The organism is Microbulbifer sp. HZ11, from assembly GCF_000708675.1.
In the GTDB taxonomy this organism is placed as follows: Bacteria; Pseudomonadota; Gammaproteobacteria; order Pseudomonadales; family Cellvibrionaceae; genus Microbulbifer.
Window position 1 is genome coordinate 86650 of record NZ_JELR01000005.1, and the last position, 25160, is coordinate 111809.

Consider the following 25160-nt stretch of genomic DNA (forward strand, 5'->3'; position numbering starts at 1 on the left):
CTGCCAGCCACCCGCTCGCTACGCTTTAATAGCCTCTTAATAATGAGGGATAACAATAATGAAATTCTTCAATAAATTCGGATTTACCTCGGTCAATGAATCCAGCAGCCGCTCGCGCCGTAAATTTCTGCGCAATCTGGCGCAGGCGGGCGTGCTGCTGCCGCTGGCGGGGAGTATGCTCGGCCAGCGTGTATTCGCGCAAACCGGTGGCGCGCAGCGGGTACTGTTTCTCTACTACCCCAACGGCGTAGTGCCCTACAACTGGGTACCCCAGCAGGGGCCGGGTAGTATCGGTGGCAGCCAGGAACTGAGTTTTGGCCTGGGGCCTTTGTCGTCCTGGCACAACCGCCTGATCATCTTACAGAACCTGACCCTGGATATCGGCGATGGTGCCGGTGCCCACTACAACGACATGCGCGGAATTCTTACCGGCAATAATCAGATCGGGTATGGCAGTGCCAGTATCGACCACTTGATCGCGGAGCAGTTGGGCAATGAGGGTGTGTTGAGTCTGGGGGTGCGCACCGGCAATCGATCCGACATCATGATTTCCAAACCGCGCAACGTGGAATCCACAGCGCGCCCCATCCCGAATAATGATCCGGCGGACGCTGCACAGAAACTGGCGGTGGGCATATCCGGTGGAGGGGTCGGCGGTGGCACAGGCGGCAATGACCCCGACAAGCAGGCCTATTACGATGCGATTCTGGATGACTTCGACAGTCTCGCCGACGTCACTTTGGAAAATGCACAGAGGGATAAGCTCACTCTGCACGAAAATGCGCTGAAGCGGTTGCGGGACCTGGCCGGAAACCAGGTAGGCGAATGCAGTTTTAATACCAACGTAATGAGTGACCCTTATTACGCATCCTCCAGCCCGTTATCGCCCACCGAGTGGCAGATGTTCCCGCATCTGGCCCGCGCCCAGGTGGACAACATCGTCGGCGCTTTTTCCTGTGGCCTGCACCGCGTCGCCACCCTGCAGCTTTCCAAAGGCGATGAAAACGGCAATCTGGTGAACTACTCCTATGATGAATGCTGGCAGATGGCTCAGGACGCCATCAGCCAGGGTGTTCAGCACAGCAACGGCAGCGGCCCCGTTGGCCCCATGACCCGTTGGTATAACGAATTTGCCAGCCACAGCGCCTCCCACCGTCCCGGCGATGTACCCCACACCGCCCAGGTGCGCTGGTATCACTCACTCCTCGCCTACACCCTGCAGCAACTGGAAAATAAAGGTCTGCTGGATGACACCCTTGTGGTGATGTTCAGCGAAGTCGGCGACGGCTCCAAACACGGCGGCGCTGCCGGCGCCGTCACCCTGGCCGGAGGCGCCGGCGGCGCCCTGCAGATGGGGCGTATCATCAACTGTGGGGATGGCATCAACAACGGCCAGCGGATCTACGGCACCCACCAGCTGTTCGGGGATATCGCACGCTATATGGGGGTGAATTCTTTGCCGGAAAATCACTGGTCGGGTGGGGTGGTTTAAACTGGGGATTTACATTCGCGGAAAAAATAAAGCCCCGATTTCGGGGCTTTGTTTATTTAATGAGCTTATTGCTCTGATGGCATATTCTGCAGCGCGGTTTTCAGTTCGCGCAGCTTCTCTTTCACTCTTGCGGCATTGTCCGGGCCGATGCGTATCATCAGTTTGTGCAGGCCGGGCATTTTTTCCAGTTGCTCGTCTTCAAACTTGTAGTACACCGTGGGGCGGACCAGTTTGATCGGGCCTTCGATTTCCGGGGCGGCGAGGGCCTGGTCGATGGCGGCGAGAAGGGCGGCGTGGAAGTTTTTGTTCTTCAGGCCCAGCTCACCGTAGGCCTGTTTCAGGCGCGGATACCAGAACTGGTAGAGGTTCACTGCGGTATCGGTATCCACCATGGCGAACAGACGCACCGGCTGGTCGTAGCGCTGGTAGTTCTCCTGGGACAGCACATACACCTTCTGCCCGTCGTCTTTGATTTCCAGTTCCTTGACTGCGAGCTTGCCGTCCACGTTATTGAACGGGCGGTTCTTGTGCATCAAATCGCCCTTGGTGGCGGTGTTCACCGCCGCGACCCATTTGCGCACCACTTCATCGGGCACTATCCATTTGGCCAGGGCGCCGTCGGCGGAGAGGCTGATGATGTCCTTGCGGGCTTCTTCATCGCTGTCGTTCAGGGTGGGCAGCTGGCGCGGTGGATCTTCCGGCTCGGCGGGTTCCGGCGTTGGGGGAATGACCGGCTCGTCTTCCGGCTCATCAAGGTCGACCTTGGGTTGGGTTTCGGGGGCGGCCTCGGGCACCGGCTCGGGAACGTCCTGTTTGATGTCTTCGCGTACCGCAAACCAGTAGATACCAAAGGCAACCGCCGCTGTCACCAGCAGGGCGATCAGCCACTCTTTGATCGTGCCACCCATCTCGACATTCTCCCGTTGATTCCCGTGTGCCCGATTGTAAAACCAAGCTTGGCGCCTCAAAAGTCAGTGTAAACCACTGACTGCGAAGTCTAGGACAGTAGCAGGTCGGGAAGGTTTCGCCTATAGGGTCGGACCAATAGTGTGGGGCGGGATCGAGAGGAAAGAGTAGAGGGAGAGAGTAGACGGAGAGAGTGAAGAGGGGGCGCAAGTGCGCCCCCTAATGAATTGAGGGGGAGCGTTATCGGGAGAGCTTCAGAATTTGCCCGGAGAGCGATGGCGCGGTTAGCGACACCTGCGCGGACAAATCATCGGCAACCACCAGTTCTGTCCCGCCGTCGCGGAGCGCATTGGTAAGGGTGTACTTACCGGCCGCTAGCTGCCACTCCTCAACCAGTGCTTTTGGTAGCTGCAGGGTAGTGGTGGCGTCGCTGTCGGCGAAGTTGGCAATCACCAGCAGCTGATCGTCCCCTGCCCACCGGGCGAAGCTGTAGAGCTTGTCTGTATAGGTGTCGCTCTGTTCCCTGTTGTAGCGGTGCAGGTCGAGGTATTCCCCGGTGAGCGCCGGACTCTGGCGGGAGAAGGTCAGCAACTTGCCGTAGAAGTCGCGCAGGGATTGTTCCGATTCACTGAGTTTTTCGCTGTTGAACTGGCCTTCGTTATTCCAGCGGCGAATGGTAGGGACTGACCAGTAGTCGAAGATAGTGGTGCGGCTGGCCTTGCCGAAGCCCGCGTCGCCGGCGCCCGGTTCACCCAGCTCTTGGCCGAAGTAGAGCAATGTCGGTGCGCCGCTGATGGTGGCGGAGACCACCATGGCGGGAATGCCGGCTTTGGCGTTGCCGGCGAATTCCGGACTGGCGATACGCTGTTCGTCGTGGTTTTCCATAAAGCGCAGCATATTGTCCTCAATACCGCTCAGGCTCTCCTGAATGTCCACCAGAGGATCAGTGCCGGACTTGCCTTCCATTACCGCGCGGATGGCGTCGTAGGTACCCACCTTGTCGTACAGGTAATCCATTTTCCCCAGTTGGATATAGTCGCGGTAAAGATCCGGCTGATAAATTTCCGCCAATAACAGCGCGTCCGGGTTCTGCATTTTGATGGAGGAATTCAGGTAGCTCCAGAATTCCACCGGCACCATGCCAGACATGTCGTAGCGGAAGCCGTCCACGCCGAAGGCGAGCCAGTAGTCGGTGATCTCACGGAATTTTTCCCAGCTGTTGGGAACGTCTTTGTCTGCCCAGAAAGCCGCGTGTGCGCGGTAGTCTTTCTGCGCAAAATCTGCCGGGAGTTCGGGGAAATCGTGGCTGCCATCCGGGCGCACACCGAAATTGATTTTAACTGTTTCGTACCAGTCCCCCTGAGCCGGTTGCGGCGCGCGGCTGCCATTGCCGGTCCATTTTGCCGGCACTTCCTCAAAGGTGCCGTCAATCAGAGGGTGAGCTTCGCCGTTCAGTGGAAGGTAACCGTCTTCCGCCACCGGCACTTGGAAGGGTTCGCCGGGAACATAGTAAAAGTTGTTGTCGCGGGCGTAGGCAACACTGGTGTTGTCGTCCACCCCGAAATCGCGTACGCCCTCGGGCTTGGCGAGAGACTGATAATTGCGTGCAACATGGTTGGGAACTATGTCGATCAGAACCTTGAGGCCCGCTTCGTGTGAGCGTTCGATCAGCGCCTTGAATTCCTCCAGCCGCTTGGATGGGTCATTGGCAAGGTCCGGGTTCACACTGTAGTAGTCCTTCACCGCATAGGGAGATCCCGCGCGCCCCTTGATCACATCCGGATCGTCATTACTGATGCCGAACGCAGTGTAATCACGCACCACTGCATGGTGCAGGGAACCGGTGTACCAGATGTAGTCGGCTCCCAGTGCGCGAATTTCTTCCAGTGCTTTGGGTGTGAAGTCACTGAATTTTCCAACACCGTTTTCCTCAATGGTACCCCAGGGCTTGTTGGTGGGGTTGGTGTTGCCGAACAGACGCGGGAGCACCTGGTAGATTACCGGTTTGCCGTTACTTTTAATTTCTGCGGCTGCTGCGGGCTGTGCATCGGAATCTTCCGATTTCTGAGTGCAGGCGCTGAGTGTGCCGGCGGCAATGGAAGTGGCCAAAAACAGGTGGATAAATTTTTTCATAAGCTCGGTATTTGTTTTCTAGTGTAGGAGCCTGCTTGCAGGCGAATTTTCGGGCTGCAAATCAAGCAGCCCTCCATGGAGCAAACGCCGGCCCGGCCATCCATGGCCGGTCGCAAATATGAGCAGCGAGCAGTGCTCGCTATGCGCTCAGATTTGCCCTGCAAGCTGTGCTTTGTAGTTTGAGTTATTGGGTAACGGTCAGGCTCTGGGATGGGCCGGACCAGTCGAATTTCACATGCAGGGTCTTGGCGCGCTTGTTGTACCAGGCCGTATTTTCGGCCAGCGCACTTTCCTTGCGCACCAGCGCCAGCGCCTGTTCACCCTGCCGTACCGCAGAGGGTTGCGCTACGTTATGTAATATCAGCTCGATACTGCGAGTTTCGGGTGCGCCGGTATAGCCGTTGCCTTCACGATCAAAGCGGAATGCGATACCGGATTCACTACGTTCACTGGAAAACATCAGCTTTTCGTACTGGCCCTTGGCGTAGGCATCCGCGGTAACGCCATCGTCCTCGTAGATATAGCCGCTGGAGCGAGGTGCGGATTCGTGAGCGTAGTAATCCAGACGCAGGTTCGCGCTGGAGTAATCGCGGGTATTGTTCAGACCGGACACCGTTGGGATAAAGGCGCCGGCACGGACCAGAACCGGAATGGTTTCGAGGTCCACATCAATTTTCGCCAGGTCCCCACCGTACTGGTTATCGTTCCAGTAATCGAACCAGATACCACCGGGCAGCTGAACCGCTACTTCATCGACATCTTCGGAAGTGACCGGTGCTATCAGAAAATCATTGCCCCACAGGTAGGCGTCCTTGTTATCCATCAGCGCCAGGTCGTTTTCGTTTTCGAAAAACAGCGGGCGCATCAGCGGCATGCCGGTCTGGCTGTTTTCAAACGCCAGGGTGTAGTTGTAGGGCAGCAGCTGATAGCGGAGCTTGACGAACTCGCGGGTGATATTGCGGGTTTTGCGGTCGTGGAACACGGGCTCCGGGGCGATGTGTTCCTGAGCGTGGGGGCGATATACCGGCTGGAAAGCACCGTATTGCAGCCAGCGGATATACAGTTCCCGGTCGAACTTTTCACCACCGGCAAAGCCGCCCAGATCCGAGTGGGTGTAGCCGAATCCGAGCAGACCCATTTGCAGAGAGAGCTCTACCTGCGGCTGCAATCCACCCCATTCCCGGGCCACATCGCCGGTCCATGGAATCATGCCGTAGCGTTGCGAGCCCGGGAAGCCGGCACGCATCATGATAAATGGACGCTGTTCCGGGCTGTCTGCCTTTTCGTTTTCGAACAGCATCTGGGCCCAGCGGTGTCCGTAGGCGTTGTGAATCTCATCCGCCATACCGATAGCGTGCACTGTGTCTGCGGGGTGGACCTCGGGTTCGCCGAGATCGCCCCACCAGCCGGAAACGCCCTGTTCTTTCAGGTCTTTGTAGATTCCCCAGAACCAGTCGCGACCGTCCTCGGAGAAAACGTCAATCAGGCCGGTATTGCCGAAATAGAATTCAAACTGCTTGGCGTTGCCGACGAGATTTTTTGCCAGCGCATTACTTGCCACCGCGTCGCTCCAGCGCTCGGAGGTGGAGAGCACAAACGGTTCGGTAACGAGGATGGTTTCAATTCCCTGCGCGCGCAGGTCGGCCATCATGTCCACCGGTGTCGGGAATGCGTTTTTATCCCACGCCAGGTTGCCCATATGGCCCTTGATATCCGGCCCGAACCAGTAAAGATCCAGTACCAATGCATCCAGCGGGAAATCTTCCTCGCGGAATTTTTCCACCACATCGCGCACTTCCTGCTCTGTGCGGTATCCGAAGCGGGAAGCAAAGTTGCCCAGCGCCCAACGCGGAGGCATCGGCTGCCGGCCGGTGACATCCACATAATTCTCGATCAGCTGCGGGTAGGTTTCTCCGGCCACCACGATATAACTGGTGCGGCCCGCCTGAGCTTCAAACTGCAGTACGTTTGCCTCGCTGGCCCCCAGGTCCATAGCACCGGTGGCACTGTTGTCGAACAGCAGGATGTACTTGTTGCTGCTCATAACCGCCGGCAGCCCGAAGTACATCTGGTCCGACTCGGTGGTATACCCGTAATGGGCTTTGTTGTAGAGCGGCAGGCGGTGGCCGCGACGGTCCATGCCCAGTACTCGCTGGCCGCCGCCAATCAGTTTTTCATTTTCACTCAGAGTAAAGCGAAAACCGCGCATGGTCTGGTTGGCAAAGAAGCCGTGTTCTTCACTCAGTAGTGGCTTGCCGTCGTGCAGGTATTCGATGGTAAATGGCGACTTGTGGATAACTGCTGTGAGATCGCCGAGGGCATACTGTAGTGCGTCCTGGGAAACGCTCAGTTGCGCCGCAACATCACGCTTGAGTTGATCGGCGCGGGCAAACGACGGCAGTTGCTTGATGCCGTCACGCTGGTAATGCACTTCCAGTGCGCTGGGGTTGACCGGGGTCAGGGTTACCTGACTGTCGCTGGTTTCGATCACCAGTTGGTTATCGACAAGCTGGTGGCTGCGATATTCCCGCACAGGTTCTGCGAGCGCTGTTTGCGCGGCGGTGGCGAGGAGGCTGGGTAGCAGGGTAGCCAGCCCGAGTTTTTTCAGCAGCCTCGTGGGCTTCTTGGAATTTACTACTTTCATCGTCTTCGCTTTTTGTATCTGTAATTTTAATTCGGGTTTACGGTGCTCGCTCCGCAACTCCGTCATGCCGGACTTGATCCGGCATCCAGCTGTGCTGGATCTGGATACCGGATCAAGTCCGGTATGACGAAGTGAGAGGGTTTCGCTAGTGGACCTCAACAACCGCCACATCACCTGCAGGGATCACCATCTCTCTCAGCGGAGTGGACCTGCCGGAGGTAATGTCGGTTGCTTTGGACTTTGTTCCCAGCATTTCTGCCAGATGCGCCAGCGGCACCTCACGGGCTGTATCGCTCTTGTTGATCGCTACCATGACCGTGTCGTTGTCGTCATAGCGGAAATACACATAGAGGCCATCGATGGGGGCAAAGTGCTTGAGCTTGCCGCTGTGGATAACGTCTTTGTCTTTGCGCCAGTTGAACAGCGTGCGCACAAATTGCTGGGCGTCTTTCTGTTCCGCACTCAGTTTTTTACCGGTAAAGGCATTGACCTTGTCATCTGCCCAGCCGCCGGGGAAATCGCTGCGCACGATGCCGTCGTCCCGCTGCTTGGGGCTTTTTGCCAGAATCTCGTCGCCGTAATAGAACTGCGGAATACCGCGCATGGTGGCGATGTAGGCGATCGCCATACGGAATTTGCCCAGGTCTTCATCCAGCTGACTGTAAATCCGGCTCATATCGTGGTTGCCGGCTAGGATCACCAGATTGTTCGGATCGGGATAGAGCACATCATTGGCCAGTGACTCGTACAGGGAAATCAGGCCGGTGCTCCAGGTCTCCGTTTTTTCCAGTCCTTCGCGCAGGCCGTAAAGTAGCGGGAAGTCCATCATGCTGGGTATGTGGGAGACGTAGCCATTGCGGTTTGTATTGCCTGCCTGCCAGTAGGCCACCAGCGCCGGTTGCCGCGTCCACTCCTCGCCGACGATATTGAAGTTAGGGTATTCCCGCATCAGGCGCGCGGACCAGCGGGTAAGAAAATCCGCATCGGAATAGGCATAGGTGTCCACGCGAATACCGGAAAGATCCGCGTACTCCACCCACCAGATGGCGTTCTGGATCAGGTAGTTGGCCACGCGCGGATTGCGCTGGTTGGGATCCGGCATGGAATCTACAAACCAGCCGTCGGTAAACAGCTGGTGGTCCTTGTGACTGGCGTAGGGGTCCATGTGCACGGTGCGCGCGTGATTGGTGTATTCGAACTCGCCTTTCTCGACCCCCTCGCCATTCAGCCAGTCATCCCCCGGCAGATCCTTGAGCCACCAGTGCCCGTCACCGATATGGTTCGGCACCATATCCTGAATCACCCCGATCCCTTTCTGTTTTGCCGCGGCGACAAACGCGCGGAAGCTTTCATTGCTGCCGTAGCGCGGGTCGATGCGGTACAGATCCGTGGCGGAGTAGCCATGGTAGGAGTAGGCCGGCTGATTGTTTTCCACCAGCGGGTTGGGCCAGATCTGGGTGAAGCCCATATCGGCGATGTAATTCAGGTGCGCCTGCATACCGGCGATATCACCGCCGTGGCGGCCGCCGGGATTGCTGCGGTCCGGGCCTTCTATGGTGTCCCCGGTGCGGTCGTTGGTGGTGTCGCCATTGGCGAAACGGTCGGGGGTGATCAGGTAGATGGTGTCGCTGCTGTCGAACCCCTGGCGCTCGGCGGAGCCGGCGCGGCGCTGTTTGAGGGTGTACTCCACAGTGATTTGCGTGTCGTCACTGCGCAGTGCTATGGGCAGGGTACCGGGCCTGGCGTCCTCGCTGATGGCGAGATTGATAAACAGGTAGTTCGGGCTCTGCTCCCGCTCGGTACCGGTCAGGGTTACACCGGGGTAATCGATGGTGACTGCAGCGTCTGCAATATCGTCCCCGTGCAGCATCAGCTGCAGATTGGGCTCCGCCATCTGAGTCCACCAGAAGGGCGGCTCGACGCGCTCGACGGCAGGCTGGTCAGCGGCGCTGCAGCCCATGGCCAGCGTCATCAGCGCTGCACCAAGTAGCGCTCGTGGGCGGGGTGTATCCATCATCATCGCGGTCACCTGTTTTTGACTTGGGCGCTTAAGTCGGTCGGACTATTCGCACTTTTTTTCACCATTGTGCCCGCACAGCCCACCCTTGTTATCCCCCTCCCTGCAGGGGGAGTCCCGGGTCCCCGTCACTCCGGCCTGGCGCGCATTTTTACCACGCCCCACCAGAGGGGGAGGAATTACTCCGGCAGATCGCCAGTATGTACAGGAGCCCGTATTAGTGCGGATTTTCAGTGAAAAATTCGCCGCGGGTGCGCTCAAGAAAAATAATCAACCGAGATGATGAAAATGAACAAGAGCTACCTGGCCCTGGCGGCACTGCTGCTGGGTGCGAGTTCCATGGCGCAGGCAGAATGGTTTCTGCGCGGCACCCACAACAACTGGCAAGCGGATCAAATGCAGGACATCGGCAACAACACGATGTTGGCCGACGATGTCGTATTTAACGCTGCCGGTGAAATCAAGTTCGATCGCTGGGGGGACTGGAGCGAAAATTACGGAGCCAATGGGCAGTTGAACGGCAATAACATCCCTGTTTCTGCCGGCACCTGGGATATCAAGTTTTATACCGACACCCACGATTACCACATTATTCCTGCAGAAGACCCGGTCACCCCCGCAGCCACGTTGCACCTGCGCGGCACCCACAACGGCTGGGCCGCGGGGGATCTCCTGGCCCGCATTGGTGAAACCGATGAATATGAAGCCTGCCGCAACTTTGCCAGCGGCGACGGCAATGGCGGCCCGCGCTTTAAAATTGACCCCAGTGGCAGTTGGGCCGGCAGCCAGTTCCCGGCGCAGGATGTAGCTGCCAGCGGCTGGACGTATATCGTTGCCAATGGTGACAGCAATACCCTGGTGAGCGTGACCACCGACCTGGCGGTGAACTGTGGTGCGGCGGAGCCGGACACAGACGGTGATGGTGTACCCGACGGCAGCGACCTTTGCCCCAACACCCCCGCTGGTACCACCGTGGATGCCGATGGCTGTGAAGTAGTGCAGCCTGAACTGAGCGATTTCCGCAACCGCAGCATGTACTTCGTATTTGTGGACCGCTTCGCCAACGGCGATACCAGCAACGACAACGGCAACAACCCGGCGGCCACCTCCAGCACCAAATCCGCCGGCGGCCTGTCCGAGTGGAAAAAATACTGGGGCGGCGATATACAGGGCCTGATCGACAAGCTCGATTACCTGGAAGCCCTGGGTGTTACCGCCATCTGGGTTACCCCGCTGAACGACAATATCGACAATTCAGGATCGGATGGGGCCTACCACGGCTATTGGGGGCGCGACTTCTACGAAGTGGACGAGCACCTGGGGGACTGGGCGCTGGTGGATCAGCTGGACGCGGAAATGGAAGCGCGTGGTATGAAGCTGGTGCTGGATATCGCCCTCAACCACTCCAACCAGGACGATCAATACGAGTTTGGCGCACTCTATAAAGAGCGCACTTTTATCACCGATGTGAATCAGGACAACGGTACCTGGTATCACCACAACGGCGCTATCGCCGACTGCGGTGACAGTGATCCATCCACCACCTGTGGTGGCGAGTGGGACGACCCCTGGTCTTTCACCAACAAGACCCTGTTCAACCTCACCGACTTCAACCACGGGTTTAACAGCAACAGTGCGGCGGATCAGTACCTGATTGATGCCGCGATCAAGTGGATGAGTCACGGCGTGGATGCCTTCCGCATCGATGCCATCAAGCATATCGAACCCAACTTCATCAATCGCTTCAGCCAGGCCGTGCGCGCGGTGGATCCGGATGTGTATATCTTCGGTGAGTGGTACGGCGCCGGTGCCGGTGAAAGCCTGTCGATGACCTTCCTCAATGAGAACCGCGGCTCCGAGCTGTTGGACTTCCAGCTGCGCAATAACATCGAAGCGGCCATTGCCGGCGATATTTCCATGACCCAGCTGAACGCCCACATCGAATCCCGCGCGGGTGCGATGGGCAACCGCGAAAGCTGGCAGCCTATCTTCCTCGACAACCACGACGCCACCCGCACCAGTGTATTCCTGCAAACCACAGGGCCTGTGGACAACGGCCGTACCGGCAAAGGTTTCAGCAAGGCGCTCGCCGACGCGCGCCAGAACCTGGGTATGGCCCTGGTCATGACCCTGCCGGGCATTCCCACCATCTATTACGGCAGCGAGCAGAACAGCACCTGGTTCACCGCCAACGGTGACGGTCAGATCGGTCACGATCCCTACAACCGCGAGGGTATGCCCTCCTTCAGCGAAACCACGCAGGCGTTTCAGCTGATCAGCGCCCTGGCCAACCTGCGCGCCCAGAGCCCGGCACTGGCTTCCGGCAGTTATAACGAGCGCTGGGTGAATCAGGACATTCTGGTGTTCGAGCGGGTTCAGGGGAATGACGTGGTCATGGTCGCGGTAAACCGCGGTAGCAATACCTCGATCAACGTCAGTAATCTGGCTCTGGCGGACGGGCAGTACAGTAGCCTCGTGGGTAATGACTCGGTGAGTGTGAGTGGTGGCTCCGCGGTTCTGAATCTGGATGCGAATGAGGTGATCGTTTTGCACTAATCCGTATCGCCCACCACCAACGTGGCGACGACGGGGGAAAATCCACTGGTTAAGTCGAAGCCCCGGGCCCAGGCCCGGGGCTTTCTATTTTGGTAATACTGCCATTGTCGATTTGCACCAGAGAAATTCTCTGTACCTGTAGCATTTCCATTTGGCCGGGATGCAGGGAAAAGTTCTGCGCCTGCTGCTCCGGTGGTAGGGGTGGGGGTGGATTTCTGGCATCGGCAACCGACTTGAGGTATTCGCGGCGGCTGATCGCAAGAATGGAAAGTGATAGAGAAAACAATACGATCAATTTGAAGAAAGGTAGCAGTTCCTGAAAAAAAAGTTTTGCGTGTACCGGAGGAAGAGCGTCGCGCAGACCAAGCGTCACTTCGGCAGCATGCCAGGCGATGATCAGCAGTGGTTGCAGCAACCCGATCATCAGGGCCCACGCCAGAAAGGTGAGTACACCATCGCGAAAACGGCACCATCTGGGGACGCGTGCCCGGTCAATAATAGGTGGCCAGTCTGCTTTCATCGGAACCCCCGGTCAGGGCTCGTCCAGGTACCGGTTTGACGTCGCAAGTAGAGAATACTGCGAGGTAGACCGACGATCGCAGTCAGCGCCTGTACTACCCAGAAAATCAGTGGATACCAGATAATCCAGTAAAGGCTGCGGAAAATATCCGGTTCAACTCTCCGGTCGAGCAATGCGGCGACCAGCGCCTGCAAGAGGTAGGTCAGTGCAAGGGTCATTCCCCACTTGTCAGGCAGGAACCCCAAGCTGCTAAAACCCAGCCCAAACGAAATTCCCAGCTGATGCAGTAGCCCGACACCCATAAACAGAAGTATGGTGTAGGACCACAGAATCGAAACCACATAGTTGGCCCAGATGGGCCACATGCGTAGGCCTTTGCGAGTAAACAGCTGCGGAAAATAGCGCAGGATGACCGTCGTGCCTCCTTCGCTCCAGCGCACCCGCTGTCGCCACAGACCGCGGAAGGTTTCCGGGGTCAGTATCCAGGCCAGCGCTTTGGGGGCAAACTCTACATTCCAGCCCGCCATCTGCAAACGCCATGTCACATCCACATCATCCGTCAGCGCCTGCGTATTCCACCAGCCGGCTTCCTGCAGGGCGCGTTTGCGAAACGCGCAGACCGCACCCGACACCGTAAAGAAACTACCGTAAATATTCTGTGCGCGGCGGATCAGCCCCACCATGCCGGAGAACTCCCCCACCTGCAGTAGCCCCACAATACTGCTGCGGTTGCGAATGCGCGGATTGCCCGCGATACCGCCGATCCGCGGGCTGACCTGAAACTGCCGCACGATCCAGTGCAGGGCATTGCGATCCAGTAGTGCATCGCCGTCGATACACACCAGGATCTGGTAGCGCGCCGCCAGAGCGCCGGTGTTCAGTGCACAGGATTTGCCCTGGTTGCTGATGAGGTGAATTACCGACAGGCGCGGATTGGTTTCGCACAGGGCGTCGAGGGTGGCAGCGGTTTCGTCTCTTGAGCCGTCGTTTATCGCGATCACCTCAAAATTCGGATAGGTGATGCGGCTCAGGTTCTCAATGGTTTCCCTGACCTGTGGGCCCTCGTTAAAACAGGGCACCAGTATGGACACCCCCGGGTAGGTGGTCAGTGTCGGGGGCCGGTCAAAACGCGGCATATGCCGTTCGCGTACGATGAAAAAGAGCAGGGCTCCGGTCATCCAGTAGTAGGCCATGACAAACGGATAACCGAAACAGAAGATGGCCAGGGCCTGTTCGACATACGCCCAGTTCACGGTGCCTTCTCCCCGGGCTGATCGGCGGGGGGCGTGGTGTCTTTTTTAAAGGTGCCCCGAGGCGGGAAAGCGCGGGCAGAATTGGTGGGCGCCAGTATGTCTGCCGGGGGGCGGTTGTCGATCAGATCCTGAGGCTCCCAGCCAAAGGTGGTACCGCCATAACTCTGGTAGTGCAGAATCGCATTGCGGATTTCCGCCACATTCGCCTTGCCGCCGGTATAGCCCCACAGGCCAGTGCGGTGTGCAATGTGCTGATAGGGCGAAAGTCCATCGGGCGGGGCCGGGTCGCGCGCATCCCGCGCCAATGGAATGGGGTTACTGGTGGGGCCGGGCACCAGAGTGACATCCGCAAGCGCTGCGCCGCGCATCAGCGGATAGTATTGCGGGGCGCGCCAGAAAAGCTGCAGCCCGGATCGCTCCTCCTCAATTATGGCGAAACAGCGCATCGCCAGTCGGTCGGCCAGCGGCCAGTGGCTGAAGTCTGTGCGCTGGCGCCTGGCACGCATTTGCCAGGGAGTATCCTGTGGATCGGCGGGTTGCCGGGCGAGGCTGGCAACATCTTCCAGCAGCAGTCCGTCAAATGGCACATAGCGTCCCAGATCGCGGCACAGTTGTTCCACCGCTGCTGTGGAACCGAGGGTGTGCAGCGCCTGCCGATGGGGAAAGCGGATAATCACCCGGGTGCCTGCGCGCGCGCTCATCTGTGCAGCCAGCCGCGACAGCAGGTCCTGGCGCAGTGGCAAGGTCTCCGTGGGGAACCAGCTGGCCTCGATACGGCCGTGTTCGTCCGCCGCGAGGGCATCAATCAGAACATTGGTGGTACCCAGCGTCAGCAGGTTCTCCAGTGCGGTCCCCAGTCGCAGATTCGTCACCTGTGCACTGCCACTGGCGAAGGCCGCCGGGTTCAGGGGCACGATGCGTCGGGTATTGGTCCATGGATCGATAAATTGCATCGCCGATACCCACTCACCGAGCGACGGGTTCTCGGTGGGCAGGTAGCGGGCGATCTCCATGGGGACCGCAGAAGAGGGTGCCGCCAGCTGCGCGGGTTCGGGATCCAGGGTAAATGAAAACTCGAAACCCATGGCGCGGGCGATTTCCAGTGTCGTCTGGTTATAGCGTCCGTAAGGCCACACCAGTGCACGGGGCGCGCGACCCAGGTGTTTCTGCATCCCGTCGCGGGCGCGTTGCAGGTCGCGGCGGATACGGGCGCGGTATGCCGCTTCGTTTTCATATCCCCGCGCCGGGTCATACCGGCGGGTGACGGCTGCGGGCAAACCATTGCCCTGGGGGTTGCCGATTTCTTCCCGGTGCAGGTTAAACGTGTGTGAGGCAAATTCGATAAAGCCGGAGGCCTGCATCTGGCGCGCCTCATCCCAGGTGATAAACGCACTGCGCGGCAATTGCTGGCGCCCGTAAGTCACCGTCTCCCCCGCAGGCGTATCCATCCACCGCCCCACAACGGCCGCCACCACCGGGAAGCGATAGGTCAAAGCGAGTGGGTAGACCCGGGTAAAGGTGCTGCTGCGGCCGTCGTCTACGGTCAGCAGAATGGCCTTCTCCGGTAACCGGATTTCACCGCGCTGTGCGCGGGCAATATCGTCGAGGCGGATGGGCGTCCAGTCGTTACCGGCAAGCCATTCAAAAAAAGCGACCAGCCGATCACTGGTGATGCCGGAGTCGTCCAGCTGGTCTTCCGAGTCCGCAATATCGTGCAGCGCCACACTGTAAAACACACCGGGCGCGGCAGTCTGGATTTGCGCGGCAGCGCAGGCGCTTATCAGCCAAAGCAGGATTCCCACTAGCAGGTTCGGCCAGCAGCGCATGGTCAGAACCTCTGGCTGTAATCGAGAAACAGCCCCCAGGAATATTCATTCTCACCATCGTAGCGGCGCATCGAACGCTCGATACCATAGTGCAGCCAGGTGCGTGGGGAGGGTTGCCAATACTGGCTGTAGCGCAGGGAGCCGATGGGGCCGGATGGATAGTTCTGCTGCCAGTAATTGCCCAGCTCGATAAAAAACTGCTGCACCAGATCCGCGTCGTACCAGCGCCATAAACGGTGTTGCACCGCGGCGGACAGCGTCGCTGAGTAATCCTCCTCTGGATTGAAGTAGGGCGCTCCCCGCAGACTGTTGTTGGAGGTATACAGGGTCGGGCGCATATAGACATCCACGGAATGGCCGTCGAGCACCTTCGACATACCGCTGATAATCCACTGGGTACGGTGATTGCCATCGGTAAAATCCGCCACTGCGGTATTTACCGACACACTGCCGGCATCACTGAACGTGTACGAGGCGGACACACTGGCGGAGTCCGCGCGAATCCCCGCCTCCAGAGCACGCAGCGGTGTCATCTCCGAGAAGCGCTGCAGGTCGGCCGAGAACCCCCAGTGGTCGCTCGGTTGCCATTCCGCCAACAGGCTGGCGCCGCCGCCGTCCAGTTCCCCGCGGTGGTTCCAGCCCGCCAGAGTCAGTGTGAGATCCGGCCAGCGCCCCTCAATACCGGCACCGATCGCATTGTGTTGGAGCGAGCGTCCCTCGGGGGTAGAGCTGGTGCGGATATCTGCGGCGAACAGCCGGTAGCGCTCTTGCAGCGGTGGCGTGAATACCTTGAGAGTGCCATCGAGTCCGCCGCCCTCCGCATCGGGGCCGCCTCCCCGGGTCTTCGAGGGGCGCAGTTCCAGCTGTAACTCCGCTTCCTGGTGAATGGCCAGGTCCCGTTGCAGTCGGCGCACCTGACCGTTGCCCGGAGCGACTTCAGCGAGCGCATCAATCTCCTGTTCAGCGATGTGCCAATGGCGCCTTCGCAGCAGCGACTCCGCAGTGGAAATACGGATAGCCAGCGCATCCGGCGACAGGCTGCGAGCAATCAGCAATTCCTGATGTGCGCGCCTTGGCCATTCGCGGGCGGCGGCGGTCTCGCCCCGTTCAGCCCGCAGCCAGGCATTCGCCGGTGCCGCCTTTACCAGTGGCTGCAGGCGCTGCCAGCCGGCTTTTGGCATGGCGACGAGGCGACGCGCCTGTGCCGCAAGCGTCTGATTACTCAACCACTCCTCATTGGGAGCGGGGCGCCCATCGATGCCGATACGTCGCCAGGCACTGCCTTCCGCCGCCAGGGCATCCGCTGTTACCAGCGCGGCATCCAGCTGCTCTGCTTCCAGTTGGGCATAGAAGAGCCCGATGCGGGCATCGCGGTTGTAATCGCCCTCGGCAATCACCTTTTGATAGAGCGGAATCGCGCGCAGCGGAAGGCGCACCGCCAGCAATGCATCCGCTTTGGCCTGAAGGACATAGAGTGGGAGCGCATTGCCGTGCTGTTCAAGCCTGGCGATTTCATCCAGCGCCTGCTGCCAGAAACCCCTGTCGCGCAGGGCAATCACCAGATCTCTCCGCAGCCGGGTAACCAGTCCCTCATCCACAGGCTGGCTGTTTTCGGCGCGCTGTAATTGTGAACGCAGCGCTAAGATGGCGCGGTCGGTGCCATCGTACTGGTGGGCCGGCCCGCCCGTATTGACCTGTTCCCCCCAGCGCACCAGCAGCGCCGCCTGGCGCGCATCGATACCGGGATCGCTGGACCCCCGAGCACGCTCTGCAGCAAATGGGGCATTCAGTTCCATCACAATATCGGCCTGGGCGCGGCGAATATGCGGATTATCAGGCGCAATCAACCGCGCCTCACCAATCAGGCGAAGCGCGGTGTAACGGTCGCCCTCTCGAAAGGCAGCACGACCCTCTTCGAGTAACACCGCCGCCTCCGCTGGCAGTGGCGCTTCATTGTTCGCAAATGCACTAAGCGGCGCCATTGCCGCCAAATAGAGCGCGCCCAGAAAAGCTCGCATTCCTTCGCTCCGGACCAGGAGCCCCTCAGGCTCCAAATCCCGTTTTTCGTTTTTTTAGATCACAGCTTTAAAACTTAGCAGCTTCGGTGCGAGGCATTGAAAAGAATGAGAGCGCGGAATCGCGATGAGCACTGGGAAAGTGGTATCGTGGCAGGATGGATTTGAGAGGAGCCAGATAAGTGAAGCGCATATGCTGGGCAGTTGCGGCAGTGGCCATGAGCGTGTTGCTGTCGGCTTGTGATGTTTTTAAGGATGAAGAGTCAAAAATGACAGGTGCAAAGCCAGCCCCCTTGGACTTTCTCCCGGCCTTATCCGGTGACTACTTCCGGCTCGACTCGGAACAGGTTGGCCGCCCATATCATATCTACATTCGCCTGCCAGAAGATTATGCAGCTTCTTCGCAGAAGCAGTATCCGATAATTTACCTTCTGGATGGTGATTCTCTATTCCCAATCCTGGCTGCCAACCACATGTTTCTGCACTACGACGACGATATTCCGGAAGCTATCGTAGTAGGGATTGCTTATGGCGGCTTCGACCCCGAAACCAATTGGCGAGATTTCGACTTCTCCACCTACGCTGCTGACTGGAAGCGCAGTGGCGGAGCGGAGGCTTTTCATAACTTTCTGGAGCACGAGTTGTTGCCAGAGGTTGAGAATCGCTACCGTGCGGACTCAGAAAGACGCGTACTATTCGGCCAAAGTCGCGGTGGGTTTATGGCGCTGTACTCTGCTTTCAATCATCCGGATCTCTTCTGGGCGCGCATTGCCAGTAACCCCAGTTTTCTACCAGATGGAGAGCAGTTCTTTGTGGATACGGTAGCAGCCACGCGGAATGACTTGCAGGTAATTGTGGCAAGCTCATCAAATGATCGGTATCGAACGAATCGCGTACGTACCATAGAGTGGCATGAGCATTGGTCAGTGCGCGAGGACTCCCCTTGGAGTACCCATTTTGTGAACATCGAGGGAGGCACCCACGCGGCGAACAGTACTGACAGCTACCGGGCTGGGTTGCGGAAGATATTCCTGCCTGAAGTCGCGGAAGCTGGTGCGCAAGATACGGTAGGTCAACATTGATTACTTACAGGGGATTGAGAAGTCGACATGATAGTGCTCATCATGTCTTACCCAAGATCTTTTTCGGGAAAACGTGATGTTTTCTTTTAGGTAGTCTGCATATTTAGTTTTAAATAAGTTGACTTGTAGTTTGGGGTCGAAGATAACCCGCCAAAGTTCGTGTCCCCGCACCTTTGCCTGCTTGTGTAGTGAGACGATATGTGCAGCCATGGCTTCATAGTCGATTTTCAATTCACCAAATTGATCGTGTTCATCAAACTCAATATCGTAGCCTAGCTTGTTGAGTGGATTTGTTGGTAAGTGCACTGATTTCCCTGATGGGTCTATTACCGGTGTCATAAAATCTACTGAAAGTCCATTTCTATGGGTTTTATGTGGCTTGAACTTTCCACCTTCTTTAAAGCCCGTCTCCGCGTACTTGAATACCTTGTTTGGTTGTTCCGTCTCCAGGTCTTTATATGCGGAGACAATGATGCCTTTAACTTCGGAGTGGACGTATGTCCTGCCGGCGAGGCGCCCGAGCGAACTGTAGCTTACGTAATTTTCACCGCTTGCAGGAAGGTTTACGCCGTTCTCCAGTCTGCCATTTGCCGTTGTTCCAAAGCAGGTGCTGGTCTCTGCCAAGGTAGTTATTGGAGCGAATAGGGGTAGTACAAGTAAGATTCTTCTTATATCCAAGGTGAGATTTCCTTGACCGGAATGCCTTTAGCCTTTACTGGAGATGAGTATTGAAATATGACGGGAGTTACCTGAGGTTATCGGTGTTGGTCGATTAATATTGGGTTGCCATCAGGGTCTTCAATAACAATACTGCCGGGGCCTGAGTCACCTTTCGCGTCATCGCGAATAACCTTGATTCCGCGCTTGATCAGTTCTTCACGTAGCTCGCGTACATCGGTAAACTCACCGGTATTCTGAGCCGACTGATCCCAACCGGGGTTGAAGGTGAGCATGTTCTTGTCGAACATTCCCTGAAATAGGCCAATAACGTGCTCACCATTTTTCAGGATTGTCCAGCCTTGCCCGCAATCACCTCCCAGAGACTCGAAACCGAGGCTTTCGTAAAACTTCTTGGAGGCCTCGATATCCTTCACCGTAAGACTGATTGAAAACGCACCCAGATTCATACCGCCCTCCTTGCTTTGTCATTGGAAAAATGGCTACTCGATGATGCGACTATCACGATCCAGAATCCAGCACCTTTCATTGTGCTCGAATCCAATATTTTGGTAGTAAGTGTTTGCGGCGGGTGCCGCAATAAGAATCAGCTTACATTTTGGGCCGAGTTGCTGCTGGGTAAGTTTTTGTAGCGCTTTGCCGATACCGCGTTGTTGGTGGCTGCTCGCTACCGCAAGGTCGGAAAGATAACAGGCGTAGTGGAAATCGGTCACGCTGCGAGCGATCCCTACTAGTTCGTTGCCTGCCCAAGCGCTCACCGTCAGATTGCTGTTTTCAAGCATTCCTTCCAGGCACGCAAGATCGTCCACCGGCCTGCGGTCCGCGAGGGTCGACTGCTCAAGTAGTTGCAGAAACTGGGTGACCGAAATCTCGGTGTTGATTCTGTATTCGATATCCCTATTCATATAGTCTACCGGGCCCCTGATATGTGGGTTATAGATCGATATCGAAATCCGGCCCGCTTTTGCCGGATACTGCACGTCCCAACCCGCGCAAAAGCGATGCGATTAAACGAAATGGCAGTTCGACGATGACTTCGGCGACCTGTAACCAGGCGGACTCCTGCTCTTTATCGTGCTTTGGCCAGATATAGTAGGCGGCGAGATAGCTCAGAATAGACCCTGCCAGTACAAATACGCTGAATCCGCGCGCGAACAGGTCGAAAATGAGGTAAATGCTGGCACAGAAAAAGAAAACAGCCAGAAGTTGCCGAAATACATACATTGTTATTCTTCCCTGGTACGTTCAAGCCATCATACCGTCAGCGGCGTCACTAACCAACGTGTGCTAGAGTGCGCGCCGCCACTTCCGTCCCACAGCGAGCTTCACTATGAAACCCTGGATTCAACTCGGTACTGCCGAAATTCCCAATGAAGGCGGTGCGCTGACCCTACGAAAGCGTGACCAAGAGTTCTCCATATCCCTGTCTGGCCCTCGTGGCGAGCTGATGAATAGTCGCAGGTTCCACAGTGAGCAGCAGCTATCTGTGTTGGGCTGCGCGCATCTGCAAAATCGTAAGGATGCCCGGGTGCTGGTCGGTGGTATGGGGATGGGCTATACGCTGGCTTCCGCATTGGAAGCCGTGCATGCGTCGGCACAAGTGATTGTCGCAGACCTGATTCCCGAAGTGGTGGAGTGGAACCGTGGCCCACTGGGCGAGTGTGCCGGGCGACCTCTGGATGATAGCCGGGTCGCCGTACACATCGGCGATGTGGGCGAGCTGCTGGTAGATCGAAGCGATGAATATGATGCCGTGCTGCTGGACGTGGATAACGGCCCGGAGGGGCTAACGCACAGCGACAACAACTGGCTGTATTCCATTGAAGGCACTAGCAGTATCCATAAATGTCTGAAGCCGGGAGGTATGCTTGCCGTATGGTCGGCGTCACCGGACACGGTATACGCCAGTCGGTTGAAGAAGGCTGGGTTTCAGGTGGAGGTGAAGACTGTGCGCGAGCGACCGGGGAAGGGCGCCCGCCATGCGATATTTCTCGCCCAAAGACCGGGTACAGAAAACAAGAATCGAGGTCGCTAATCTGCACTCGGTAGTTTATGAGAGTGACCCGACCCGGCCTACTCGACGCGGCGCCAAACCTCATATTCAACGCGCTCGCCATCTTTCCAGCGCTCGTTATACCAGTATTCATCTTCAACTCTGGTGGTAAACACAAATTTTGCACCAGACTGCTCGCCAAAAGAATTGAAGTAGAGTGTTTCCGTATACTTCCCATCGGCGACCTCATAAGTTCCGGTACCCGATGCCCAGAACTCGCCGCCTTTCATCGACGTAAAGCTAAAATGGCGATCGCTGATGATCTTCAACGCCTTAAAATCGAGATCCTGGTAATCGAGCAGAGTCCCCTTGTTGTCTACATAATTACCGGAAACCAACTCCCAGGCACCGGTAAGGCTATCGGCGCTTGCGAAGGAACTAATCAGGGAGAATATGAAAGCCCAGATGTATTGCCGTTTTCTCATAAAATTGTAATAACCACGAAGGATGATTGAATTACTTTCCGGGTAAGGATGTAAGATACAACAAAATCGGTGGCTCCAGTAGAGCTTTGCGATTAATTGGGATCAAATCCAACGGCGAACTTTGCGACAGTAGGTTTCGTAATCTTTTCCAAATTTTCTCAGCATTACTCTTTCTTCGAACGCTATATACCAGCGGTCAATAATGAGAAAAAATAAAACGGTTAGCACCATAGATAGAATCGTTGCGCCCATCAACAAAGAGAACCCGAGCATGGCTCCAACAAGGCCTAGATACATGGGGTTTCTTGTGTGCTTGAACGCCCCTTCTGTTACGAGCTTGTCAGGCTTGTCAAATGTCATGATGTTAGTGTCCAGTTTTCTAAACAGTGCTTTTCCAGAGGAGGAAAGTATCAGGCCGGAAGCAATAAAAAGTAAGCCTATCAGATTGTATGGGAATGCAAGATGGTAGGAAGGCTCTATCTGCCACCATGCTGCTCCCATGATGATGATAAAAAGCACAAACAGAGTCGGTGGCAGTACTATCCGCATGACATATCCCCAGTAAAGTGTTGCATGACTATACCGAGCTATCACGGTAGCGGCCTTAACCTATGTTAAGCCCATCTCTCTCCGTATGCGTGATAAAGTAACATCCGTTACACCGATGTACATCGCGACATGGCGGAGTGGTATACGTTTGCTTTCATCACCAAATTCGACCAGGAATCGCTCGTACCGCTCTTTTGCGTTAAGTAATAAGAAATCGGCCTCTCGCTTCTCCTTCTTTAAGATTAAACGTTCTAAACTTATTCGTAGAAAATCGCTCCAGTTTCTACTGTTTTTTGAAAGTTCGATTAAATCCGCGTACTGTATCGACCCGGTCATGCATTGTGTAATTGCTTGCGCAAAGAAAGGGCTGGGCTTTCCTTCGACCAGAGAGCTAACACTGGAAAATGCGCCTCCTACCCGAACCAGAGACTTGTTTCGCTCATTGCCTTCTTTGTCGGTGTAATAGTACCTTCCTATTCCGTCCATCATGAAATGGACGTCTTGGACGATGTCTCCACAAGAAAAAATGTAATCCTTTGTTGCGAAGGTATGGAATGTGAAATACGGATAGGCCTGCTCCAGGTCGACCTGATCAAAAGGCGTGAGATGCGAAAAGATCTGCTTCAGGCGCTCTTGGTGGGTGCGTTCCATGGCTTTCCCCAGTGTGAGTTCGAATACCGGATTGTCTTCTATCGCCGTCTATTCTTGGTGAGCCTGTCAACACCTTCAATAAAAATCAGGTGGTAAAATCGTTCTCGCTCAATTTTCTACTTTTCAGGTTTATCGCCGCGCTGTCTTCGTGAGCGATTACGCCAGCAGCTATCCATTTTTTCAGCATCTGTTATATGGCCTGCGTAGGAGCGAATAGGTATAAGTGTTATCGAAGTGAGCGAAGAAAACTACCAATGATTCAGATGGCATGTTTTTGCTTTGTCAGTGGCTGCATTCACCCAGCTCTTGTGCTAAGCCAATGAGAATTCCTTCTGGGCCCCGTATGTAGCAGAGTCGATAGATCCCCTGGTAATCGACAATTTCATCAACCACTGTGGCACCAAGTGGGCGAAGACTGGTCACGGTGTCCTCTATATCTCCAACGGTAAACATAACACGCATATACCCTAAAGAGTTTACCGGAGCTGTACGATGGTCAGACACGATAGCCGGGAAATCAAAACGTGTTAGTTCAATTCGACTGATATCGTCTGGGGTTTTCATCATAGCAACTTCAACTCGCTGACCTCGTACACCGGTTACTCGGCCAGACCAGTCGCCTTCTACAACCATACGGCCTTCCAGAGAAAGGCCAATGGCACTAAAAAACTCAATTTTCGCACGTCTCGCTTTGTTCATCGAGTCCCGAAAGGGTGAGTTGATGAACGGTGTGTCCTCTATCACGCAGCGACTTGGCAACTTTATCCCATATCCAGCCTCCTGCCCATGCACCAGGTACAAGTACGAACTCCATAGCTTCTCCTATCAGTCAGTGCAGCGGGGCGTGCGCTACGTATAGCGCCGCGCTTGCTATTTCTCTCAAGGATTCAGCCTTGCCACTTAAGGCCAATTCCATAGGTCGAATCCGATCGGTATCTGTACTTGCAAGTTTCAGCTCGCTTATAGAATACCCAAAGCTTTGAGACTTTCTTTCCCCAGCTTCACACGCTGTTTCGCATCGGATGGGTTTTTGATGTCCATATTTAGGGCAAACGAATACACATGGTTACCCTTTGTGACCCATCCGACCCACCATCCTACGCCAGGATTCGGTACATTTTCCCAGCCTGTCTTTCCGTAAAGCTTCCAGCCTTCACCTTGTTCTAGCAGGACGATATCTCGAACAGCTTTTTGGATATCTTTTGATAGCGGAAGTTGATCTTGAGCGAGTCGTGATAGAAAGATAGCTTGCTCTTGAGCACTGATTTCCAGCGGCCCATCAAGCCAGAATGTATCTATAGAGGTACCAATATCTTCATTCCCAAAACCTAGCTTCGTGACATACGCCTGCATTCGCTCTAAACCAGTACGACGAGCCAGCGCCTGGTAGATGGGAATGTTGGATATAGAAATAGCTTCACGTAGCCCCATATCCCTTTCCCAGATTTTAAATAATTGCTTCTGCCCGCCGTAGGGGAGAATGTCGTCGACATCCTTTACTGCGCCCACAGAAAGGCCAATCAAACTATTTGCAATTTTGAATGTAGATGCCGGAATAAACCGCACTTCAGATCTTCGATGATTGTGTCCTATGAATTTTCCAGAGTCGGAATCGTATAGAACGAATGTTCCAGAGACGCCGGACCTAGTAAACAGATTGTTGATTTCAGAACTTTCTTCCCAATCTCCGGAAAAGCACGGAGTAGAAAGAACGGCAAAAAATATAGCTACAAACTTATTCATTTTTTGATGTCCGGTGAAGCCAAATATTCGATATAACAGAAAGCCAAAGCAGCGTGGGTCGACACGACTGTTTTCCGAGGGATCTCAAAAGCCAGCGTCTACCGCGCCATGCCGTTCTATGGGCTCCCGTGTGAGTTCGATACCACGCTCACTCAAACGCTCATAAGCAGCACGATAGCTATCCACATATAACACCGCAGACTTTGAGAGGATTCTCGCCTAAAGCCCTTTCCTTATACTCATATAAAATCTCAGTAACCGGCGCTCTTGACCGCGTCTAGGCTCATCGATTTTTTATGTGCAGTCTCTAACGGCCTGGCTAATCGCTTGACTATTTCCCAGGCGGAGCGCTCGGCAACTTTAAAGTTACCGTCATTAGAAGTTATGGCTATGGCGGCATTGATATCTGGTAAAATTACAAGCAATGCATACCACATAGTATTTGAGCCGTTATGCCAATGAACATCGCCAATGCCTAACTCTTCTGGTGGACCGATTACCCAGCCATACGCATAGCTATTCAGATTCGGATGATGCAGACGCTGAAACGATTCTCTTTTGAGGAATGAGCTACGCCCTTGTATGCCTTGAAGATGTTCGTCTGCATACAATGCCAA

Annotated in this window: 22 protein-coding genes; 4 read left to right on the forward strand and 18 right to left on the reverse strand. The window is 55.8% G+C overall.

Annotation, left to right across the window (positions count from 1 at the left end):
• The first annotated feature begins 58 nt into the window (after nt 1–58).
• Nucleotides 59–1492 carry a DUF1552 domain-containing protein gene (locus AU11_RS16120; protein ID WP_043320675.1) on the forward strand — a complete coding sequence of 478 codons (1434 nt, stop codon included), beginning with the start codon at nt 59–61 and terminating at the stop codon, nt 1490–1492.
• A 65-nt stretch (nt 1493–1557) separates the two neighbouring features.
• Here the strand turns inward: AU11_RS16120 and AU11_RS16125 are convergent, their stop codons facing one another.
• From AU11_RS16125 to AU11_RS16140, 4 genes are all read right to left on the reverse strand, one after another.
• Nucleotides 1558–2400, reverse strand: a complete 843-nt coding sequence (locus tag AU11_RS16125; protein WP_043320676.1) for a DUF3014 domain-containing protein — start codon at nt 2398–2400, stop codon at nt 1558–1560.
• A 238-nt stretch (nt 2401–2638) separates the two neighbouring features.
• Complete coding sequence (locus AU11_RS16130) at nt 2639–4531, reverse strand: alpha-amylase family glycosyl hydrolase (protein ID WP_043320677.1); 1893 nt, start codon at nt 4529–4531, stop codon at nt 2639–2641.
• A 184-nt stretch (nt 4532–4715) separates the two neighbouring features.
• Complete coding sequence (locus AU11_RS16135) at nt 4716–7175, reverse strand: TIM-barrel domain-containing protein (RefSeq protein WP_043320678.1); 2460 nt, start codon at nt 7173–7175, stop codon at nt 4716–4718.
• 145 nt (nt 7176–7320) lie between these two features.
• Nucleotides 7321–9195 (reverse strand): glycoside hydrolase family 13 protein, encoded by a 1875-nt coding sequence (locus AU11_RS16140; protein ID WP_197023881.1) that lies wholly within the window; start codon nt 9193–9195, stop codon nt 7321–7323.
• Between the two features lie 285 nt (nt 9196–9480).
• Between AU11_RS16140 and AU11_RS16145 the strand changes: the two genes are divergently transcribed.
• Nucleotides 9481–11748, forward strand: coding sequence for an alpha-amylase family glycosyl hydrolase (locus AU11_RS16145; RefSeq protein WP_304412653.1), 2268 nt, complete (start codon nt 9481–9483; stop codon nt 11746–11748).
• A gap of 49 nt (nt 11749–11797) precedes the next feature.
• On the opposite strand, the gene pgaD is transcribed toward AU11_RS16145, so the two are convergent.
• From pgaD to pgaA, 4 genes are read right to left on the reverse strand one after another with little or no spacing between them, the layout of a single operon-like run.
• Complete coding sequence (pgaD, locus tag AU11_RS16150) at nt 11798–12268, reverse strand: poly-beta-1,6-N-acetyl-D-glucosamine biosynthesis protein PgaD (protein ID WP_043320679.1); 471 nt, start codon at nt 12266–12268, stop codon at nt 11798–11800.
• Nucleotides 12265–13521 carry a poly-beta-1,6-N-acetyl-D-glucosamine synthase gene (pgaC, locus tag AU11_RS16155; protein WP_043320680.1) on the reverse strand — a complete coding sequence of 419 codons (1257 nt, stop codon included), beginning with the start codon at nt 13519–13521 and terminating at the stop codon, nt 12265–12267. The genes pgaD and pgaC overlap by 4 nt, the downstream gene beginning before the upstream one ends.
• Nucleotides 13518–15347: a poly-beta-1,6-N-acetyl-D-glucosamine N-deacetylase PgaB gene (gene pgaB, locus AU11_RS17895; protein WP_051687384.1), complete on the reverse strand. Its 1830-nt coding sequence runs from the start codon at nt 15345–15347 to the stop codon at nt 13518–13520. Before pgaB ends, pgaC begins: the two co-directional genes overlap by 4 nt.
• Nucleotides 15348–15349: 2 nt before the next feature.
• Nucleotides 15350–17365 carry a poly-beta-1,6 N-acetyl-D-glucosamine export porin PgaA gene (pgaA, locus tag AU11_RS16165; RefSeq protein WP_043320681.1) on the reverse strand — a complete coding sequence of 672 codons (2016 nt, stop codon included), beginning with the start codon at nt 17363–17365 and terminating at the stop codon, nt 15350–15352.
• A 215-nt stretch (nt 17366–17580) separates the two neighbouring features.
• Here pgaA and AU11_RS16170 point away from each other — a divergent pair, with 215 nt between their 5' ends.
• Entirely contained in the window at nt 17581–18444 is an 864-nt protein-coding gene (locus AU11_RS16170; protein WP_081848224.1) for an alpha/beta hydrolase, read from the forward strand.
• Here AU11_RS16170 and AU11_RS16175 read toward each other — a convergent pair whose 3' ends face one another.
• From AU11_RS16175 to AU11_RS16190, 4 genes are all read right to left on the reverse strand, one after another.
• Nucleotides 18445–19122, reverse strand: a complete 678-nt coding sequence (locus tag AU11_RS16175) for a penicillin-insensitive murein endopeptidase (protein ID WP_043320682.1) — start codon at nt 19120–19122, stop codon at nt 18445–18447.
• A gap of 77 nt (nt 19123–19199) precedes the next feature.
• Complete coding sequence (locus tag AU11_RS16180) at nt 19200–19571, reverse strand: VOC family protein (RefSeq protein ID WP_043320683.1); 372 nt, start codon at nt 19569–19571, stop codon at nt 19200–19202.
• A gap of 33 nt (nt 19572–19604) precedes the next feature.
• Nucleotides 19605–20102, reverse strand: coding sequence for a GNAT family N-acetyltransferase (locus AU11_RS16185; RefSeq protein WP_197023882.1), 498 nt, complete (start codon nt 20100–20102; stop codon nt 19605–19607).
• A complete protein-coding gene (locus AU11_RS16190) occupies nt 20056–20346 on the reverse strand; it encodes a hypothetical protein (RefSeq protein ID WP_043320685.1) in 291 nt (96 codons plus the stop codon). Before AU11_RS16190 ends, AU11_RS16185 begins: the two co-directional genes overlap by 47 nt.
• A 106-nt stretch (nt 20347–20452) precedes the next feature.
• On the opposite strand from AU11_RS16190, the gene AU11_RS16195 reads away from it, so the two are divergent.
• On the forward strand, nt 20453–21157 hold the full coding sequence (locus AU11_RS16195; protein ID WP_043320686.1) for an MnmC family methyltransferase: 705 nt from the start codon (nt 20453–20455) through the stop codon (nt 21155–21157).
• Nucleotides 21158–21195: 38 nt separating this feature from the next.
• Here the strand turns inward: AU11_RS16195 and AU11_RS16200 are convergent, their stop codons facing one another.
• From AU11_RS16200 to AU11_RS18355, 6 genes are all read right to left on the reverse strand, one after another.
• The gene (locus tag AU11_RS16200) at nt 21196–21600 is read right to left on the reverse strand and encodes a hypothetical protein (protein WP_051687386.1); all 405 of its coding nucleotides are present in this window, start codon (nt 21598–21600) and stop codon (nt 21196–21198) included.
• 102 nt (nt 21601–21702) lie between these two features.
• Nucleotides 21703–22149: an isoprenylcysteine carboxylmethyltransferase family protein gene (locus AU11_RS16205; RefSeq protein ID WP_043320687.1), complete on the reverse strand. Its 447-nt coding sequence runs from the start codon at nt 22147–22149 to the stop codon at nt 21703–21705.
• 60 nt (nt 22150–22209) lie between these two features.
• Nucleotides 22210–22800 carry a Crp/Fnr family transcriptional regulator gene (locus AU11_RS16210; RefSeq protein WP_043320688.1) on the reverse strand — a complete coding sequence of 197 codons (591 nt, stop codon included), beginning with the start codon at nt 22798–22800 and terminating at the stop codon, nt 22210–22212.
• A gap of 282 nt (nt 22801–23082) precedes the next feature.
• Nucleotides 23083–23499 (reverse strand): VOC family protein, encoded by a 417-nt coding sequence (locus AU11_RS16215; RefSeq protein WP_043320919.1) that lies wholly within the window; start codon nt 23497–23499, stop codon nt 23083–23085.
• A gap of 261 nt (nt 23500–23760) precedes the next feature.
• A complete protein-coding gene (gene blaOXA, locus AU11_RS16220; RefSeq protein WP_043320689.1) occupies nt 23761–24543 on the reverse strand; it encodes a class D beta-lactamase in 783 nt (260 codons plus the stop codon).
• Between the two features lie 251 nt (nt 24544–24794).
• Nucleotides 24795–25154 carry a hypothetical protein gene (locus tag AU11_RS18355; RefSeq protein ID WP_197023883.1) on the reverse strand — a complete coding sequence of 120 codons (360 nt, stop codon included), beginning with the start codon at nt 25152–25154 and terminating at the stop codon, nt 24795–24797.
• Nucleotides 25155–25160 lie beyond the last annotated feature (6 nt).

Coding starts and splice junctions, on each gene's coding strand:
- AU11_RS16130 (WP_043320677.1), bottom strand. CDS start 4,531: ATGAAAAAATTTATCCACCTGTTTTTGGCCACTTCCATTGCCGCCGGC.
- blaOXA (WP_043320689.1), bottom strand. CDS start 24,543: ATGAATAAGTTTGTAGCTATATTTTTTGCCGTTCTTTCTACTCCGTGC.
- AU11_RS16135 (WP_043320678.1), bottom strand. CDS start 7,175: ATGAAAGTAGTAAATTCCAAGAAGCCCACGAGGCTGCTGAAAAAACTC.
- AU11_RS16200 (WP_051687386.1), bottom strand. CDS start 21,600: ATGAGAAAACGGCAATACATCTGGGCTTTCATATTCTCCCTGATTAGT.
- pgaB (WP_051687384.1), bottom strand. CDS start 15,347: ATGCGCTGCTGGCCGAACCTGCTAGTGGGAATCCTGCTTTGGCTGATA.
- pgaD (WP_043320679.1), bottom strand. CDS start 12,268: ATGAAAGCAGACTGGCCACCTATTATTGACCGGGCACGCGTCCCCAGA.
- AU11_RS16140 (WP_197023881.1), bottom strand. CDS start 9,195: ATGATGATGGATACACCCCGCCCACGAGCGCTACTTGGTGCAGCGCTG.
- pgaA (WP_043320681.1), bottom strand. CDS start 17,365: ATGCGAGCTTTTCTGGGCGCGCTCTATTTGGCGGCAATGGCGCCGCTT.
- AU11_RS16215 (WP_043320919.1), bottom strand. CDS start 23,499: ATGAACAAAGCGAGACGTGCGAAAATTGAGTTTTTTAGTGCCATTGGC.
- AU11_RS16180 (WP_043320683.1), bottom strand. CDS start 19,571: ATGAATCTGGGTGCGTTTTCAATCAGTCTTACGGTGAAGGATATCGAG.
- AU11_RS16145 (WP_304412653.1), top strand. CDS start 9,481: ATGAACAAGAGCTACCTGGCCCTGGCGGCACTGCTGCTGGGTGCGAGT.
- AU11_RS16205 (WP_043320687.1), bottom strand. CDS start 22,149: ATGCGGATAGTACTGCCACCGACTCTGTTTGTGCTTTTTATCATCATC.
- AU11_RS16210 (WP_043320688.1), bottom strand. CDS start 22,800: ATGGAACGCACCCACCAAGAGCGCCTGAAGCAGATCTTTTCGCATCTC.
- AU11_RS16125 (WP_043320676.1), bottom strand. CDS start 2,400: ATGGGTGGCACGATCAAAGAGTGGCTGATCGCCCTGCTGGTGACAGCG.
- AU11_RS16195 (WP_043320686.1), top strand. CDS start 20,453: ATGAAACCCTGGATTCAACTCGGTACTGCCGAAATTCCCAATGAAGGC.
- AU11_RS16170 (WP_081848224.1), top strand. CDS start 17,581: ATGAGCGTGTTGCTGTCGGCTTGTGATGTTTTTAAGGATGAAGAGTCA.
- AU11_RS16190 (WP_043320685.1), bottom strand. CDS start 20,346: ATGTATGTATTTCGGCAACTTCTGGCTGTTTTCTTTTTCTGTGCCAGC.
- AU11_RS16120 (WP_043320675.1), top strand. CDS start 59: ATGAAATTCTTCAATAAATTCGGATTTACCTCGGTCAATGAATCCAGC.